General features: G+C 69.7%; 16 protein-coding genes. All 16 read right to left on the reverse strand.

Features of this window, described 5'->3' with window-relative positions:
• Window positions 1–6: 6 nt before the first annotated feature.
• From FHW85_RS14035 to FHW85_RS14110, 16 genes are read right to left on the reverse strand one after another with little or no spacing between them, the layout of a single operon-like run.
• The gene (locus FHW85_RS14035; protein WP_167258217.1) at window positions 7–513 is read right to left on the reverse strand and encodes a phage baseplate assembly protein V; all 507 of its coding nucleotides are present in this window, start codon (window positions 511–513) and stop codon (window positions 7–9) included.
• Window positions 510–1,634 carry a hypothetical protein gene (locus tag FHW85_RS14040; RefSeq protein ID WP_343203704.1) on the reverse strand — a complete coding sequence of 375 codons (1,125 nt, stop codon included), beginning with the start codon at window positions 1,632–1,634 and terminating at the stop codon, window positions 510–512. The genes FHW85_RS14035 and FHW85_RS14040 overlap by 4 nt, the downstream gene beginning before the upstream one ends.
• Window positions 1,635–1,638: 4 nt before the next feature.
• Window positions 1,639–1,959: a LysM domain-containing protein gene (locus tag FHW85_RS14045; RefSeq protein WP_168648648.1), complete on the reverse strand. Its 321-nt coding sequence runs from the start codon at window positions 1,957–1,959 to the stop codon at window positions 1,639–1,641.
• Complete coding sequence (locus FHW85_RS14050; protein WP_167258223.1) at window positions 1,959–2,618, reverse strand: hypothetical protein; 660 nt, start codon at window positions 2,616–2,618, stop codon at window positions 1,959–1,961. Before FHW85_RS14050 ends, FHW85_RS14045 begins: the two co-directional genes overlap by 1 nt.
• The gene (locus tag FHW85_RS14055) at window positions 2,615–3,370 is read right to left on the reverse strand and encodes a CHAP domain-containing protein (RefSeq protein ID WP_168648649.1); all 756 of its coding nucleotides are present in this window, start codon (window positions 3,368–3,370) and stop codon (window positions 2,615–2,617) included. The genes FHW85_RS14050 and FHW85_RS14055 overlap by 4 nt, the downstream gene beginning before the upstream one ends.
• Window positions 3,371–3,422: 52 nt before the next feature.
• Window positions 3,423–4,508: a DUF4157 domain-containing protein gene (locus FHW85_RS14060; RefSeq protein ID WP_168648650.1), complete on the reverse strand. Its 1,086-nt coding sequence runs from the start codon at window positions 4,506–4,508 to the stop codon at window positions 3,423–3,425.
• The gene (locus FHW85_RS14065; RefSeq protein WP_168648651.1) at window positions 4,505–5,107 is read right to left on the reverse strand and encodes a hypothetical protein; all 603 of its coding nucleotides are present in this window, start codon (window positions 5,105–5,107) and stop codon (window positions 4,505–4,507) included. Before FHW85_RS14065 ends, FHW85_RS14060 begins: the two co-directional genes overlap by 4 nt.
• 9 nt (window positions 5,108–5,116) lie before the next feature.
• Window positions 5,117–6,424 (reverse strand): DUF4157 domain-containing protein, encoded by a 1,308-nt coding sequence (locus FHW85_RS14070; RefSeq protein WP_208399912.1) that lies wholly within the window; start codon window positions 6,422–6,424, stop codon window positions 5,117–5,119.
• 13 nt (window positions 6,425–6,437) lie between these two features.
• Window positions 6,438–8,282, reverse strand: a complete 1,845-nt coding sequence (locus tag FHW85_RS14075) for a DUF4157 domain-containing protein (RefSeq protein ID WP_168648652.1) — start codon at window positions 8,280–8,282, stop codon at window positions 6,438–6,440.
• Window positions 8,279–8,557, reverse strand: coding sequence for a hypothetical protein (locus tag FHW85_RS14080; RefSeq protein ID WP_168648653.1), 279 nt, complete (start codon window positions 8,555–8,557; stop codon window positions 8,279–8,281). Before FHW85_RS14080 ends, FHW85_RS14075 begins: the two co-directional genes overlap by 4 nt.
• Window positions 8,554–10,710: an AAA family ATPase gene (locus FHW85_RS14085; RefSeq protein WP_168648654.1), complete on the reverse strand. Its 2,157-nt coding sequence runs from the start codon at window positions 10,708–10,710 to the stop codon at window positions 8,554–8,556. Before FHW85_RS14085 ends, FHW85_RS14080 begins: the two co-directional genes overlap by 4 nt.
• Window positions 10,707–11,951, reverse strand: coding sequence for a DUF4255 domain-containing protein (locus FHW85_RS14090; protein WP_168648655.1), 1,245 nt, complete (start codon window positions 11,949–11,951; stop codon window positions 10,707–10,709). Before FHW85_RS14090 ends, FHW85_RS14085 begins: the two co-directional genes overlap by 4 nt.
• Complete coding sequence (locus FHW85_RS14095; protein WP_168648656.1) at window positions 11,948–12,685, reverse strand: hypothetical protein; 738 nt, start codon at window positions 12,683–12,685, stop codon at window positions 11,948–11,950. Before FHW85_RS14095 ends, FHW85_RS14090 begins: the two co-directional genes overlap by 4 nt.
• Entirely contained in the window at window positions 12,682–13,422 is a 741-nt protein-coding gene (locus FHW85_RS14100) for a hypothetical protein (RefSeq protein WP_210427805.1), read from the reverse strand. Before FHW85_RS14100 ends, FHW85_RS14095 begins: the two co-directional genes overlap by 4 nt.
• A gap of 10 nt (window positions 13,423–13,432) precedes the next feature.
• The gene (locus tag FHW85_RS14105) at window positions 13,433–13,960 is read right to left on the reverse strand and encodes a phage tail protein (RefSeq protein WP_167258246.1); all 528 of its coding nucleotides are present in this window, start codon (window positions 13,958–13,960) and stop codon (window positions 13,433–13,435) included.
• A 10-nt stretch (window positions 13,961–13,970) separates the two neighbouring features.
• The gene (locus FHW85_RS14110) at window positions 13,971–15,605 is read right to left on the reverse strand and encodes a phage tail sheath subtilisin-like domain-containing protein (RefSeq protein WP_168648658.1); all 1,635 of its coding nucleotides are present in this window, start codon (window positions 15,603–15,605) and stop codon (window positions 13,971–13,973) included.
• Window positions 15,606–15,615: the final 10 nt, after the last annotated feature.

Genomic DNA, 15,615 nt, shown 5'->3' on the forward strand with positions numbered 1-15,615 from the left:
TCCTCCTCAGGTCACGACCAGCGCGCCGTTGTTGATGGTGACGGTGGGCCCCGCCAGCACGATGGTGGCGCCCTGCCCGTTGGAGATGGTGATGCCGATCTCGTTGACCATGATCATGGCGCCCGTCACGGCCTTGAGCAGGATGCCGCCGGTGGGACCCGGCAGGTCGCTGATCGAGATCGTGTTCTGCAGGCCCGACTGCAGCACCACGCTGGGGCTGGCGGGATTGCCCGCCAGTGCCAGGGCCGGCACCTCTGCGGCGATGCCCCAGAAACCGCCGGTCCAGATCGGGTAATCCGGATCGCCCTGCTCGAATTCGATCCACACGCCCGCGCCGATCTGCGGCACCACGTACACGCCGTTCTGCTTGCCGGCGAACGGCACGCACGGCATGGCCCAGCTCGAGGGCAGCAGGCCGGACACGTCCGGCACCGTCGCCTGGATGCGCCCGAGCTGTTCGGGGTCGATGTTCTGCAGCACGGTGCCGCGGTATTTGCCGTAGTACTTGGTCATGACGGCACCCGCGGCACGGTGGAGATCAGGCCCTTGCGCGACAGGCTGAAGCTCTGCTTGTACTCGCCGCGCTTGATGGTGTGGCGCACCTCGCTCACGTAATGCAGGCCGTCGAAGGCCGGCCCCACGCCGCGCACGCCGACCAGCTGGCGCGCCTTCAGCACGCGGCCGTAGCGCGACACGTCCAGGTTGCCGCGGCCGGTGACGGTGTCGGCGGACTTGGCCGCCTCTGCCATGCCCAGCAGCAGCGCGCGCACCGGCGAATACTTGGCCGTTTCGGTCAGCGGGTTGAAGCGCTGCGGCGGCGGGTCGAGCAGGCCCAGCGGCGGATTCAGCGGACCGACGTCGGGGATCGGAATCGGGATCGGAATCTTGGTCTGCGGATTCTGGATATAGACGATCGGCAGGCTGCGCGCATTGCCGTTGTAGCTGAAGCTGAGGTTTTCCACGTTGCTGGCCGCATCCATGTCGGCATTCAGCGCCGGCTGCGGCACGCCTACTTTAATCTTCGGCCCCCAGTACGCGGTGCTCATGCCCGGCGCGGGGCCGGGTTCGATATAGAACACGTAGCCCACGCGGCTGGCCAGCATGCGGATGTATTCCAGGTCCGTGCCCTGCTGGGTGGGAATGCGGTCGGTGGGAATCGGCACGTCGATGGCGATGCTGGGAATCACCAGCGGCACCACGCCTAAAAATGCGTACTTGGCCAGCAGCAGCGCCACGATGCCTTCGGCCGGCATGGCCGGATACGGCAGACCCGGCAGGCCGGAGAACTCCAGCTTCTGCATCACCGTGGTGAGATCGTCGCCGCTCACCTGCAAGCTGGTGTGGCGCTGGTCGGCGCCGGGCATCACTTCGGTCTTGGTCACCACGCCGTCGATCAGCACCTCCGGCGTGCCGTTCACCGTGACGATCACGATCACCCGCAGCAGCGGCACCACGTCGCCGCCGCTCAGCAGGAACAAGGTATGCAGCGGCGACTGCACGCTCAGGGTGAACTGCAAGGTGAAAGCGCCGGCCTGCTCGTCGGGCTGCACCACCTCGATCTGGGTCAGCGCATCCAGCACCACCTGCGGCACCGGCACCGGCACCACGGGCCCGACCAGCAATGTCAGGTGCACGCCCTTAAGCACGCGGCACCCCCGGAATACCCTCGGGCAAGGTGATGGCGAGCTTGCGGCCGATGGTTTCGGTCAGCTCGTCCGGGCGCAGCGCGCGATTGGCATCGCACAGCCGCCAGAACTGCTCGGGATCGCCCAGGTAGTGCGCGGCGATATTGTCCAGCCGCTCGCCCTGCACCACGCGATGCCACTGCAGCAGCGCGAACTTCTCCGGCGCCGGTACGAAGCGGCGCTTGAGATAGGTGACCGGCGTGCCGTCGGCGCGCACGAAGGTGCCGGTTGGGGTCAGCGCATAGCGGCTGGTCGGAGGAAAGGCGATGGCCATCAGGGCACTCCCGTTATGCCGAGCGCGGACAAGGGCATGGCCGGCGCCATGCCGGACAGCCGTTCCTTGTTTTGCAGATAGCTCATGAACAGGCTGGCCGCCTTGTGTCCCGGCGGCACGTCGTTCACCGACAGCACGCGCAGGCCCAGGCTGACCTTGGCGCGGATCGGATTGAGCGCGGTGTCGAAGGCCTCCTCGGTGATGCTCAGCTCCGTGACGCGCACCGGCAGGATGCGCGTCTGGCTCCACACGAACAGGGCCAGCGGCGTTTCCATCGGAATGATTTCCAGCGTGCCGGCCTGGGACATCGCATCGTTGGCGTTCAACTGCGCGCTGGTCGGATAGATCATGGTTTCCAGCGCGGCCAGCTGGGCGAACACGCCGGTCTGCGTGGCGACGCGGTTGCGGTCGGGAAATTCCAGCTGGTCGGTGGCGTCGATCTCCGCCTCCAGCTTGATGGTTTCCACCGGCGGCCCTTTCAGGCGCAGCACCTCGGAGCGGTCGCCGCCGTCGGCGCTGATCGCCTGCACCTGCAGCGAGCGGGTGATCGAGTCGGGGTTGTACTGCAGCGCGATCACGCGCAGCACGGCGGAGGTGTCCGGGTCGATCAGCACCAGGCCACCCTTGAGGATGCGCGGCGAGCCGGGGAATCCGCTCATGGCACGTGTCCGTAGCCGAGCAGCTTGTCCATGCGGCTGAGCACATAGGAGAAGCCCTGCACGTTGGGGCTGCGGTTGCCCTCGATGGTGTAGAGCATGCCGTCCTGCACCGAGTGCACCAGGCCGGTGTGGCCCAGCCAGCCGGCCAGGCTCACCCGCCACCACACCACGATGTCGCCCGGCTGCGGCATGTAGCCATCGCCCGGCGTCGAGGCCCAGCCCTTGTCCTTGAATTCCGCCAGCAGGCTGCGCGCGCTGGCCACGTAGGGGAATGGCATCTTGGCCTGGTCGCCGCCCGCGCCCTGCAGGAAGCAATAGCTCACGAAGGAAGCGCACCACGGATTGCCTTCCGCCAATCCTGCCGGCGCCAGGTACTTGCGCACGAACGGACCGCGGTTGTCGCCGCCCTGTTCGCCGGCGCCGGCCTTCAGCTCCGCGATGGCCGAGGCTAGCGCCGCCCTGCCCCGCGCGCTGCCGCCGGTGGCGGGCAGCACGGTGTAATCCACCGCGCTCGGCGTAACGATGGCCGGCTTGGGATTCTGCAGGCTCCACCAGGTCAGCGGCCCGGCCACGCCATCCACCACCAGCGGCTGGCCGTGCTGGTCGAGGTTCTGGATCTGGAACGCGCGCAGGGCCTGCCAGGTGCGCGTATCGAACACGCCCGTGCCGGGCGCCGCATAGCCGCGCCGGGTCAGCAGCTGCTGCAGCTGGCTGACCTGTGGCCCCTGGTCGCCTTTACGCAAGGTGTCCATGCTCAATGCTCCATCCCGATGGCGCGTGCGAGCGCGCACGATTGATCGCGTTTCAAGCGGTATCTCCGTTGACCGGATCCCAATGCGTCGCTGCCGGCGCGCTCAGGTCCATCGCCCCGCCCGGCAGCGCCGCATTGCGGCAGGCGGTATCGCAGTCGTCGCCATTGCTGCCGAAGCCGCGGCCCAGCCGCTGGTTGTTGATGTCCTGCGCGTAGCTGTCGTGCGGACTGCTGTCGATGTACTCGCGGTAGAACTCGCGCGAACTGCCGGCCAGCCTGGCGGTGAAGGCGCCGCAGCGCTTGGTCGAGGCGCAGGCGATCCAGCAGTGGCCGAAGGCGTCCCACACATTGCTCGAAATCGGCGCGTGGGTCTGGTTGTAGTACCAGAGCCGGAAGCCGCCGGTGCGGTTCACCGGATCGCCGAAGGTGGCGTCGTACATCGGACGCTCCAGCGGCGTCAGGCAGTGATAGGCCCATGCCGCATAGAGCGCGGCGCCGACGCCGACCACGCCGGCCGCCACCAGCGGCCAGCCGCGGCGCAAGGTGGCGGACGGATCGGTGCCGACCATCGGCGCCACCGACGAGACCGGCCGCGTCAGCACGTCCATCGCCGTGCGGTCGGCCTCGTGCTCGAAGGCGTCGTTGCGGTTGCCGATCGCCTGCGGACGCACGTCCTGCTGGCGCTGCTGCATCACGTGCGAGAGCTCGTGCGCGAGCAGGAAGCTGCCCATCAGCGATTCCGGCGCGTACTTGCCGTCGGCGAACACGATATGCCGGCCGGCGGTATAGGCCTGCGCATCCACGTCCCTGGCCGAGCGCGCGGCGCTGCCGTCGGTATGGATGCGCACACCGCCGAGGTTCCGGCCGAAGCGCGGCTCGAAGAAGCGGCGGGCGCGATCGTCCAGCGGACGGCCGCCGCTGGCCAGCGCATCGTGGACGGAAGCCGGCACCGGTTCGGCGGCCGCGTGTTCCGCATGCGGCCCGGCCTCGCGCTCGCTGCAGGCGCGGCACTGGCCGCCGCCCGGGGTATGCGTGCCGCAGGCGCATTTGCGCTGCAGCAGGTGGCCCGCCGCCGCACCGTTCGCCGCCGCGCTCTTCACGGCCTGCGCGGCCTGGCTCTTGGCGGCGCGCTCGCTCATGTCCGGCCCTCCTCGTGCAGCAGCTGGTCGAGCAGCCGCACGGTGGCGGCGTCGGCCTGGCCGGACTGCTTCCACTGGAGCAGCAGCGCCTGGTCGCGCGGCCTGGGCACATAGGCATACGCATACAGCGCGTACAGGCTCAGCGGCAGCTTGCCGAGGCGGATGAAATGCTCCAGCGATGCGCGCACTTCGGCGGCGATGGGACGCTGCAGCAGCAACAGCGGAAACGGCTGGCCGGTGCTGGTCATGCCCACCAGCTCCCGCGCCAGCGCGGCCTGATCCACCGGCAGCAGCCACAGGCCGGCGTCGCAGGCTTCGGTCAGTTCCTTGTCCGCGCGTTCCAGCACGGCCAGCAGGCGCCGGTACAACGCGTCGGTGAGGCAGCGCGAAAGCAGGATCACCGCGACGCGCGCGAGCGCGGGCTCGGGCTGGTGCTCCAGGTAATCGAGCAGTTGCTCGCCGGCCGTGCCGTCGGCGAGCAGCTCGCGCACGCGGGGCAGTGCGAAGAAGGCATCCAGGCCCGTGCGCAGGGCGAACGGATCCGGCAGGTCCTGTCGCAGGACTTCCAGGCGGGCTTGCATGGACGACGGTGCGTTCATGGCTGCGCCTCAGGGCCGCTCGCGCGCGTCGCCGCCGTAGTCGTCGGGGCGGCGCGGCAGGGCCGGCGAGTGCTCGGCGGCGATGTCGCGTTCGACGTCGACGGCGTGCTGTTCCGACGGCGGCGTGCCGCCCGGCGGCGTCGGGCCGCGCGCCGCATGCGTGCCCTGCATCTTCGGCAGTGCGTGCCCGCAGACTTCGTGGGCGAAGATCAGATGGAACGGAATATCCACCCAGCGTCCGTTGATCTTGTACTGGCCCTGGAAGCGCGGATCGACATTGACGGTCGGACTGGTGCGGCGCCCCGCCTCACCCTGCACGCGCCCTTGCTGATCGACCGTGCGGCTGGTGCCCGGCGGCCCGGCCTGAAAGGCAATCGTGGTGGTTTCGGTGTTGTTGATGACGTCGCACAGACAACGGCAACCCACCGGCGTGCTGGAATTGGCCGGCGATTTCGCCGGAGCGGCCGGCGCAGGCGTGGCGCAGAAATTGGCCGCGCCCGCGCTGGCCACGCCGGTCGCCGGATCCACCACGAACTGGCCGTCGGGGCAGACTTCGTGCATCAGGTTCTGCACCGCATTGGTCAAGGGTTGCTCCGGCCCCGCCGCGCCCGCCGGCATCGGAATCGAATCGCCGGGATTGACCACCAGCCGCCGGCGCAGGATCGGCGCACGCGCCAGGCTCAGCGGCGCCGCGGCAAACCCGGCGCCCGCATTGGCACCGCTCATCACCCGGTGCGCCGCCGCATCCGCCTCGCCTTCCAGCGGATCGTCCGCGCTGCCGATGCGCAGGCCGTTGCCGCCAGCCATCGACGGCGTGTCGCCCACCTGCCCGCCGGAGCGCTGCAGGCTCTGCGCACCGCCCTGCTGCACCACGTGCGCCAGTTCATGCGCAAGCAGCTGGCGGCCCGTATGCGTCGACGGCGCATAGCCGCCCTGACCGAACACGATATGCGGCCCCACGGTGTACGCGGAGGCGCCGACGTCGGCCGCCGTTTCCGCGGCCTGCGGCGAGGCATGCACGCGCACGTGGCTGAAGTCGTGGCCGAAGCGCGGCTCCATGAAGCTGCGCGTGGCGCGATCCAGCGGCTGTCCGCCGCGGGCCAGTTCCGCATGCACGCTGGCCGGGGCGACGCCGCCGGCCACGTCGCGCTGCGCGCGCCGCTGCAGGCTGGCCTTCTTCTGCGCGCACTCGCTGCACTGGCCGCCGCCCGGCGTGGATTTGCCGCAGCCGCATTTGCGGTGCAGACCGACCGGCGCGCGGGTGAGCGCAGGCGTAAAGCTCTGCCTGGCGATCGCTGATTTGTCGGCGCTTGGCATCGTGGCGGCCCTCTCAAGGCTTGGTGGTTTCGACCACGGTGGACGGCGCGATGCCGAAGGCCTTGCGCGCCGCATTGATCACTTTCTCGTCGCACGCGACCGGGTCGCGCGTGACCTCTTCGGGTTTTGCCGGCTTGAACTCCTGGGTCACCTTGCTGCCGACCAGGGTGATGTCGGCGCGCCGCATGAAATCGAAGGCCTGGTCGCGCTGCGCCTTGAACGGCTGCGCCTTGAACGCATCGCGCTCGGGGCCGGCCTTGGGCGCCGTCGGATCGGCCGTGCTGCCGGGCTTCTCGCCCAGGTATTCCTTCACCGCGTCTTCTTCCATCGGGCGGCCCACCGGCTCGGGCTTCTGCTTGCCCTGCAGCGGCGGCAGCTCGCTCTGGCCGTCCGCCTTGACGCCCGAGGTATCGCAATGCGGGCATACCTTCGGATCCTGCAGCCAGCGGAGCGCCGCTTCCGCGCGCTTCACCGACAGGCGGTCGTTGCCGATAAATGACGGCTCGTGCTCGCGCCCGCGCGGACCTTCCGGCGAGGTGAAGCCCTGCACCGCGGTGACGCGGTAGCCCTTGGCGGCCAGCGTCTCGATGTCGTCGGGCAGGTGGAAATCCTGGCGGATGGTGTCCTTGGCATAGTCGAAGTACACGCGCCGCACTTGAGGATCCGGACCCTTGAGCTCGGGCTGTCCGGGGTCGGCCGGCTTGCGCGTGACCTTGGCGCAGGCCAGGGTCACGTAGTGGCGCACGGTGTGGCAGTCGACGTTCTTCGGCTTGTCGCCAGGCGTGTAGCTGAAGCTGATGCCGCCCTGCTTCTGCTCCGCGTCGTACTGGCCCTGCGCGCCGAAGCCGCCGTACGGCGTCTTGACCTGCACGCCGCCGCCATAGGTCGGCTTGCCGGATACGCCGGCGGTGATGGTGGGGCCGATGGTGACGGTGACCTTGTCGCTGACCGCGACCTCGATGCCGAGCCCCGCGGTGAGCCGGCCGCTCTTGACCGGATCCTTGCCCGACAGCACGTTGCCGATCGCCTGCGCCACGGTGGCGGGCAGGCTGGCGGAGGGCGAGATGGTGACGCTGGTCTTGCCGCGGCAGTAAGTGATGTCGACGAAGACGTTCTGCGAGTCGTAGCCGGGCACCGCGGAAATCGTGGTCTTGGGCTCGGGCTTGTCGGTGGAATCGACCATGGTCAGTTCGGTTTCCGACATGTCCGGGCAGCGCACCACTTTCTGCATGTCGTCCTTGCCGGCGCTGGCATAGCACTCGGCGATCTGCCGGCGGATCACGCCGCCGGCCGCCGGCGCCACGTAGGCGCGCCGGCCCTGCGCCACCGCATCCGCGGCGCGGTCGGCGGCGCGCTCGCTGGCGTCGTCGGCCGCACCCAGCTGCAGCTTCGGATGCAGCCCGCCGCCGCCCGCATCCTGGATGGTGTGGGCCAGCTCGTGCGCAAGCAGATGCCGGCCGTCCGGCGTATGCGGCGCGTACTGCCGGTGGTCGAACACCAGGTGCTGGCCCACGGCATACGCCCGTGCGCCGACCGAACGCGCGGACGCCGCTGCCTGCCCATCCGTATGCACGCGCACGCCGCTGAAATCGTGGCCGAAGCGCGGCTCCATCCAGGCGCGCGCCGCGGCATCCAGCGGCCGCCCGGGCGTGCCCAGCACGTCGTGCACGATCCCCGGCACCGCCGCCTGCTGCGCGGATGCCCCGGCGCGCTCCTTGCGATGCACACGCTGCTTGCAGCTCTCGCATTCGCCTGCGGCCGCATGGCTGCCGCAGGCGCATTTGCGCCGCAGCACGGGGCTGGCGACAGCGGCGGATGGAGCCGGCGCGAGCTTTGCGTTGGCGAGAGGCCGGTTCATGTCCGCTCCACCGCCGGCAAGGCGGCGGCGAGGCTTTGCCCCACCGCCGCGGCGAGGCGTGAACCAAGCCGCTCCTGACCTCGAACCGGCGCGGGCAGCGCCGCGGAAGGCAGTGCGCTGACGGCGCCGACATGGCGCAGCGCATCCATCGCTCCCGGCTGCGCGAGTTGCCGCGCCAGTTCCCGTTCAAGCAGCAGCCGCACGTCGGCGGCGCGTTCGCCGCCCAGCACGGCCTCGTCGATCACCAGCCGCTCGATATGCAGCGCGATGCTCACGGCTGTCCTCCCGCACTGCCCAGCCAGCGGAAGTCCGCTTCGTTGACCGGCTTCTCCAGCTTGCGGAACTCGTTGCGCGCGGCATCGAGCAGCAGCGGCATGGTCACCTGCACGCCGTGCCTGGCGGCCAGGAACGCTGCGTTCAAGGCGATGCCCTGGATGCTGCCGCCGGTCAGCGCCAGCTTGGCCAGGCGTTCGATGTCCAGCGCGGCGGTGGCCACCTTGGCGGGAAAGGCCGAGGCCCACATCGCCTTGCGCTCGGCCACGCCGGGGAACGGGAAGTTCACCACGAAGCGGATGCGGCGCAGAAAAGCCGTGTCCAGCGCGCTCTTCATATTGGTGGCCAGGATGGCCAGGCCGCGGAAGCTCTCCAGCCGCTGCAGCAGGTAGTTCACTTCGATATTGGCGTAGCGGTCGTGGCTGTCCTTCACTTCGCTGCGGCGTCCGAACAGCGCGTCGGCCTCGTCGAAGAACAGGATCGCGCCGCCCTCTTCCGCCGCGTCGAACAGCTTGCGCAGGTTCTTCTCGGTGTCGCCGATGTACTTGCTGACCACGGCCGAGAGATCGATGCGGTACAGCGGCAGGCCCAGTTCGTTGGCGATCACTTCGGCCGCCATGGTCTTGCCGGTACCGCTCTCGCCGGCGAACAGCGCGCTGATGGAAAGCCCGCGGTTCATGCGTTCGCGGAAGCCCCAGTCGTCGTAGACCACGCTGCGCTGCGCGACCTGGTCGGCGATTTCGCGCAGCAGGTTCTTCTCGCTGTCCGGCAGCTTGAGGTCGTCCCAGCCCGCCTTGGGCTCGATGCGCTGCGCCAGCTGGTCCAGCGCCGGCCGCGTGCGCGCCAGCGCGCCTTGCCACAGCGCTTCGCCCAGGCCTTCGGCCTTCTGCCCGGTCGCGGCCAGCGCGGTATGCGCGATCTGCCCGATCTTGCCGAGATTGAAATCGAAATGGCTGGCCAGCTGGCGCGAATGCTGCTCCGCGCCTTCGCCCAGCAGGTGCTGCCACACGCTGCGCTGTTCCAGCGAGGTGGGCCGGGTCACGTCGGCGCTGAGCGCATGCGTGCCGTTGTCGTTCCACGGCTCGCGCGTATCGATGAACAGCAGGCCGCCGGCGCGCGCCAGGAAACGGCGGATCGGACCCGAAGCCGCATCCGCGCCGTCGATGGCGGAAGCGTCGATATACAGCGCCACCGGCATCAGCAGGCTCTCGCGCCGCCACAGGCGCACCAGGGCCTCCTGTTCGGCGATGCCCTGCGGCAGCAGCTGCGCCGACAGACGAAACGCCTGCGCACCGAAGCCGGCCGCCACCGTCTGCGCGATCGCCTGCTTGCTGGTGCTGTCCACGCCGACCAGCTGCACCGTGGGCAAGGGTTCGCCGAACGGCATGTGGCGCAGGTTGTCGAGCAGGCGGTCGGCCACGGCTTGCTGCGAAGGCGGCAGGCTGTCCGTGTTCAACGGCGTCAGCAGCGGCATCAGGCGGTCGTCGACGTAGTTCAAGCCCTTGGCGAAATTGACGATGCGCTCGTCCGCGCTCAGTGCGGCGCCGATCAGCGGCTGCGGCCCCGGCTGGTGGATCTCCAGCAGGCGCCAGTAGCGCAGCGGGCGTTCGGGCGAGAGCGCGTCCCAGCTCGGCTGGTCCAGCACGGCGAAGGCGAGCGCGAAGGTCGGCCAGGGCTTGGCGGGATCGTGCTGGGCCTGCGCGCACAGCGCGGGCATGCGCGTGTCCAGTTCCATGCCGATGCACAACAGCAGCAGATCGCGTTCGAAGTCGGACAGGCCCAGGCGCTGGGCCAGCAGTTGCAGCGCGGGGGCGAAGGCCGGCGCCTGTGCGGGATCGGCCGCGGTGTCGACGGCGATCGCCGCGGGCGGCGGTTCGGCCGCCTGCAGCTCCGGTGGCGCCGTGTCCATCGTTGCCAATGGCGCAGCCTGCGCCGCCGGGTGCTCGCCGAACACGCGGGACAACCATGACGTATGCCGAGCTTCAGTGGCTTCGGGCGCCGGCGCCACCGTCGCGGGAATCGCCGGCACGTTGCGCGCGCCATTCGACGGCGCCGCCTCCTGCCCCGCGGCGCGCTGCAGCCGCGCGCGCAGGTCGGCCAGCGCATCGGCCAGGTATTTATCGTTCTCGGCGAGCCATTGCGCGTAATCGCTCATGACACCACCACTTGCTGAAGGCTGTCGAAGGCCGGCAACGGGCCGCTGAAATCGACCGGAATGCTGTCGGCGCCGTCGACGCGCAGGCGCACCGTATAGGTGCCGGCAGCCACGCCTGGCACGTCGAAAACCAGCGCGGTGGGCTGGGCCGGATCGGCCGGGTTGGTGATGCTGGTCGGCGTCACCAGCTGGTCGCCGAACAGCAGGAACACGCGCTGCCCGTCGCGGATGCGCGGCAGGCAGGTCAGATTCAGATGCTGCGTGCCGGGCGAACCGGTGCGCGGCGTCAGCGTGATCGCCGGCGCCAGCGCCAGCGGCAGTTCGTTGCTGAGCAGCGCGGGCAGGCCCGGCGACTGCACCAGCAGCGACAGCGTGTAGATGCCCGGCGCCCAGCGCGACGGCGCCTGCGCATCCTCGGCGCTGTCGGCCAGATGCACCTGCAAGGTGCCCGCTGCCGGGCCCGCGGCCGGCACCACGTCCACCGGCGCATCGAGCCGCAGGCTGTTGAAGCGCGCCACCGCGTTGGCGGTGCTGAGCTGGCTGCCGCTGAGCACCAGATCGTCGCCGAGCCTGGCCGCCGCCTGCGCATTCGGCAGCGCCACGCTGCTGAGTGCCGGCGCCGTGGATGCCGTGCTGGTCACGCCGCGATCCTGCGGCCCGCGGCGCAGCACCGGCAGGCTGGCGCGCGACGGCGCCTGGCTGTCGATCAGCAGCACGGTCGCCTCGTAGGCGGCGGAGACGCGGTAGTTGGTCTGGAACGCGGTCCACAGCTTGGAGAGCTCTTCCACACTCTGCGGCAGCGGCGTCAGGCGCACGCGTTCGATCTGGTCGGCCAGGTCGTTGCCGAGCAAGGCGTTGCGGATGTCGTCGGCGTCGAGCAGCGGGCGGTCGTGCAGCGTGCTCATCGCCGCCGCCAGCACGCGGTGGCTGACCGCGTCGTTGTCGCTGTCGCCGCGGCCCCAGGCGGTGATCAGGTAATGCAGGTTCAGCGCCAGCGCCGGCTGCGCCGTTTCGCCGGGGCGCACGCGGCCGGGCATGTCCATATTGCGCCAGCCGGCGTTGTAGATGACCTGGTACAGGAACAGGTTGAGCTGGGCCTTGGTGATGCCTTTGCGCGCGACGTCCAGCGGCTGCAGGGTCACTTCCAGGTCGCCCAGGTCGGTATCCAGCAGCGGCATGCGGGCCAGCAGCACATTGCGCAAGGTGCGGGTGGCGGCGGCGATGGCGAGGACATTGCTCATGGCGTGCTTCCGCCGCGCTGGCGCAGGTAGTCGTCGAGCGCGCTGGGACGTGACGGCGCCGCAGCGCGCGGCGCCGTGGCGTTCGTGGGGGCGGCGCGCACTTCCAGCCGGCCGATGCTGACGTGCACGGCCGGTTCGCTGGACGGCGGCGCCGTGCCGGCCGGTGCTTTCGCCGGTGCGGGCGACGATGCGTTCGTGCGCCGCGCGCCGGCTTCGGGCCGGGTGGCGAAGACGGGCTGGCCCGGCGGCAACAGTTCGCCGGGCGCTTCCTCGTGCGAGGTCTCGATGGTGGTGCGTTCGCGCAGGATGCGGGTTTCTTTCAGCGGCTGAAGCTCGCCGGTGGAGGCAGGCTCCTGGCGCGAAACCGTCCGCGGCGATGCCGGCTCGATGGCCGCTTCGCGCACGGACGGCTTGCTCGCAGAAAACAAGCGCACTTCTTCCGTGACGATGCTGTGCTCGTGCCTGTCGGCCTGCGCCGTAGAAGCGTGCGCAGATGAGCGCGCCGGCGCCAGTTCCGGTGCCTCCGCGAGCACTTTGCTCTCGGTCCGGCGTACGTTCGGCACGGCCTGCTCCTGCGTTCGCTCGACCGCCGGCGCCGCCTGGATCTGCACCGGCTCCTCCGTCACCGCCGCCCCACCCCGACCCGCCGGCTCGAACAGCGACGGCAGCCGCGGCGACAGCATCGATTCGCTGCCGAGCGCACGCGTAGCGACACGGTCGAGGAAATCGCTCACGGCGCGCATTGCTCCAGGTAGGCCTGGCGGCGGCGCGGCGTCATCGCGAGGATGTCCGCTTCGCTCCAGTGGTAGTGGCGTGCCAGCGTGTCCACGTCGCGCAGCAGGCGCAGCGCCCAGGCGTGCAGTTCCTGCCACAGGAAGCGGGCGATATCGAAGGCCGGTTCCCAGTCGTGCGCGCATTCGGGGCAATGGAAGGCCAGCTGCAGGTCGGCCTGCGGATCGGCTGCAGCCATGGCCTGGGCCAGTTCCGCCTGCAGCGATTCCGGCAGGCTGGCCGGGGCAGCGCTCGACAGCTTCGTCGTTTCGATCACGCAGCGTTGCAGCAGCAGGCCACGGGCGTCGATCAGGTCGGCGCAATCCTGCAGTGCCAGCAGGTCGGCGCAGTTCACCGGGCGAAAACGCACGCGCAGGTCGTGCGCCGCCGATTGCAGTTCGAATACACCGGCGGAGGTGTCGTCGCCGGCATCCGGCCCGGTCAGCAGCGCATGCGCATCGAAGCTGACCTCGACCACCGCCTTGCACGCCGGGCAGCGCGCCACGCCATCCAGCCGCCGCCCGAACAGCCTCGCGTGCAGGCGCAGCAGCAAGGCATCGCGCCGCCCCAATGGCAACTGCAGCAGCGCGTCCTCGTCCGTGGCCTGGTCGGCCGCGCCGAGCAGATACAGGCTGCGCGCCGCGGCGGAGGCATCCCCGCCGCGTTCCCAGGCGCGCAACCAGTCGGCGGCGGTCGGCATGCGCACGGCCTCAGCCCGCCGGCACCGTGAAGCTGGGTTCGGTCGGTTCCTGCACGCTGACGTCGCGGTCCCAGCCTTCGTTTTCCAGCTTCAGATGCTGGATGGCCACGGCATTGGCATTGGCGTCCAGGTCCGGCAGCGCCTGGTATTCCGACACCCAGCAGCGATACAGGTGATAGGACAGCACCAGCTGGCCGGCCTCGTTGTAGACCTCCAGGATCAGGTCCTTGCGGAAGTCCTTGAGCGACACTTCGGCGCCCAGGCCGGCGCCGAAGTGCCAGACCTTGTTCGCCCACTTCTCGAATTCGAGATCGTGGGTGACGCCGCGTTCGATGGTGATCGCCTCGTATTCGGTACGCCCCGGCGACTTGCGGCTGCTGCTGGGGTCGCCGCCTTCGCGGTGCTTCACCACTTCGGTGGTGCGCTTCAGGCCCGAGACCTTGCTGATGCCGGCCACGTAGCGGCCGTCCCACTTCAGCCTGAACTTGAAGTTCTTGTACGGATCGAAGCGCTGGGCATTGACGCTGAACTGAGCCATGGTGTTGTCCTCAGGTCTGGATCTGGCCGGCCATCTGCTGCAGCTGGATGACCACGAACTCGGCGGGCTTGAGCGGCGCGAAGCCGACCACGATGTTGACGATGCCCAGGTTGATGTCGTTCTGCGTGGTGGTTTCGCCATCGCATTTGACGAAGTACGCGTCGGTCGGCGACTTGCCCTGGAACGCGCCCTGGCGGAACAGGTTCTGCATGAAGGCGCCGACGTTGAGGCGGATCTGCGCCCACAGCGGTTCGTCGTTGGGTTCGAACACCACCCACTGCGTGCCGCGGAACAGGCTTTCCTCGATGTACAGCGCCAGGCGCCGCACCGGGATGTACTTGTAGTCGTCGGCCAGCAGGTCGGCGCCGCGCAAGGTGCGCGACCCCCACACCACCGCCCCCGCGTTCGGGAAGTTGCGCAGGCAGTTGACGCCCAGCGGATTGAGCATGCCGTTCTCGGCATCGGTCATCACCGTGGACAGGCCCTGCACGCCGTTCAAGGATGCATCCAGCCCCGCCGGCGCCTTCCACACGCCGCGCTGCGTGTCGGTGCGCGCCATGATGCCGGCCACGATGCCGCAGGGCACGAAGGTGTCGAGCTGGCCCTGCCGCGCCGGGTCGGACTGGATCACCCGCGGGAAGAACAGCGCCGCGTTGCGCGCGGCGGTGCCGGTCAGGCCCAGGCCGGAAACGGTGCCGGCATTGATCGAGCTGGGCGTGGTCCATGCGCCGGGCGCATCCACGATCAGCAGCGCGCGGCGGTCGACGCACAAGGCCATCGCCGCCTGGTACACGCCATTGCTGGTATCGCCGCCGCGCACGTCGGCGGGGATGCACAGCAGGTTGAACAGATCCACCTTCTTCAGCGCATAGATGCCGGTCTTGGCGTCCTGGTTGCCGAGGTAATCGGCATCGGCGGAGAGCTTCTCGCTGTCCTGCGCCACGGTGGTCACGGCTACCGAGGTGGCGGCGGCGGGCGTGCTGCCGTTGTCGTCCCAGATGGTCTTGCCGGCGTCGGTGGTGTCCGACATCGCCGACGGCGGCTTCGCGCCCAGGGTGGCGCCGGCCTGCAGGCGGATCAGCGCGGAGCTGGCCTTCAGCACGCGGTCGACGCGGCGCGGGCTCTCCACCACGGTGACGTTGAGGAAGCTTTCCTGCGCGCCGCTGGCCGTGTCGCGCACGGTGAGGTTGAACAGGTCGGCCGGGGTGAGGCCGTACAAGGCGGCCACGTCGGCCGACACGTGATTGTCCACCCGCACGCGCAGCTTGTTGGCCCAGGCGCCCGGCGAGGCGGCTTCCAGCAGCAGCGCGACGGCGGGCGGGGTCAGGCCGGGCGCGGTGATCTGCGCCTTGGCGCCGGCCGCGCCGGCCTTGTACAGGCGCACGATCACCGCCTGCGCACCGCCGTTGAGGAAGAAGTCGCGCACCGCGTAGCCCATGGGATACGCCGGATCGAGCGCGCCGAAGATGCGCTCGTAGTCGCCGTAGCTGTTGATGGTGACCGGGCCGTCAGCGTCGGCATCGACCGGCCCTTTCGCGGCGCGGCCGACGAAGGCGGCGATCGAGGTGGCCACGCCGGTGATGGTGCGGACACCGCTGGGAATCTCCTCGATATAGACGCCTGGATAACTCAGGGTGGCAGGCATGGCTGTTTCC

Origin of the sequence: Dyella sp. SG609, assembly GCF_012275375.1 — a bacterium.
GTDB lineage: Bacteria > Pseudomonadota > Gammaproteobacteria > Xanthomonadales > Rhodanobacteraceae > Dyella_D > Dyella_D marensis.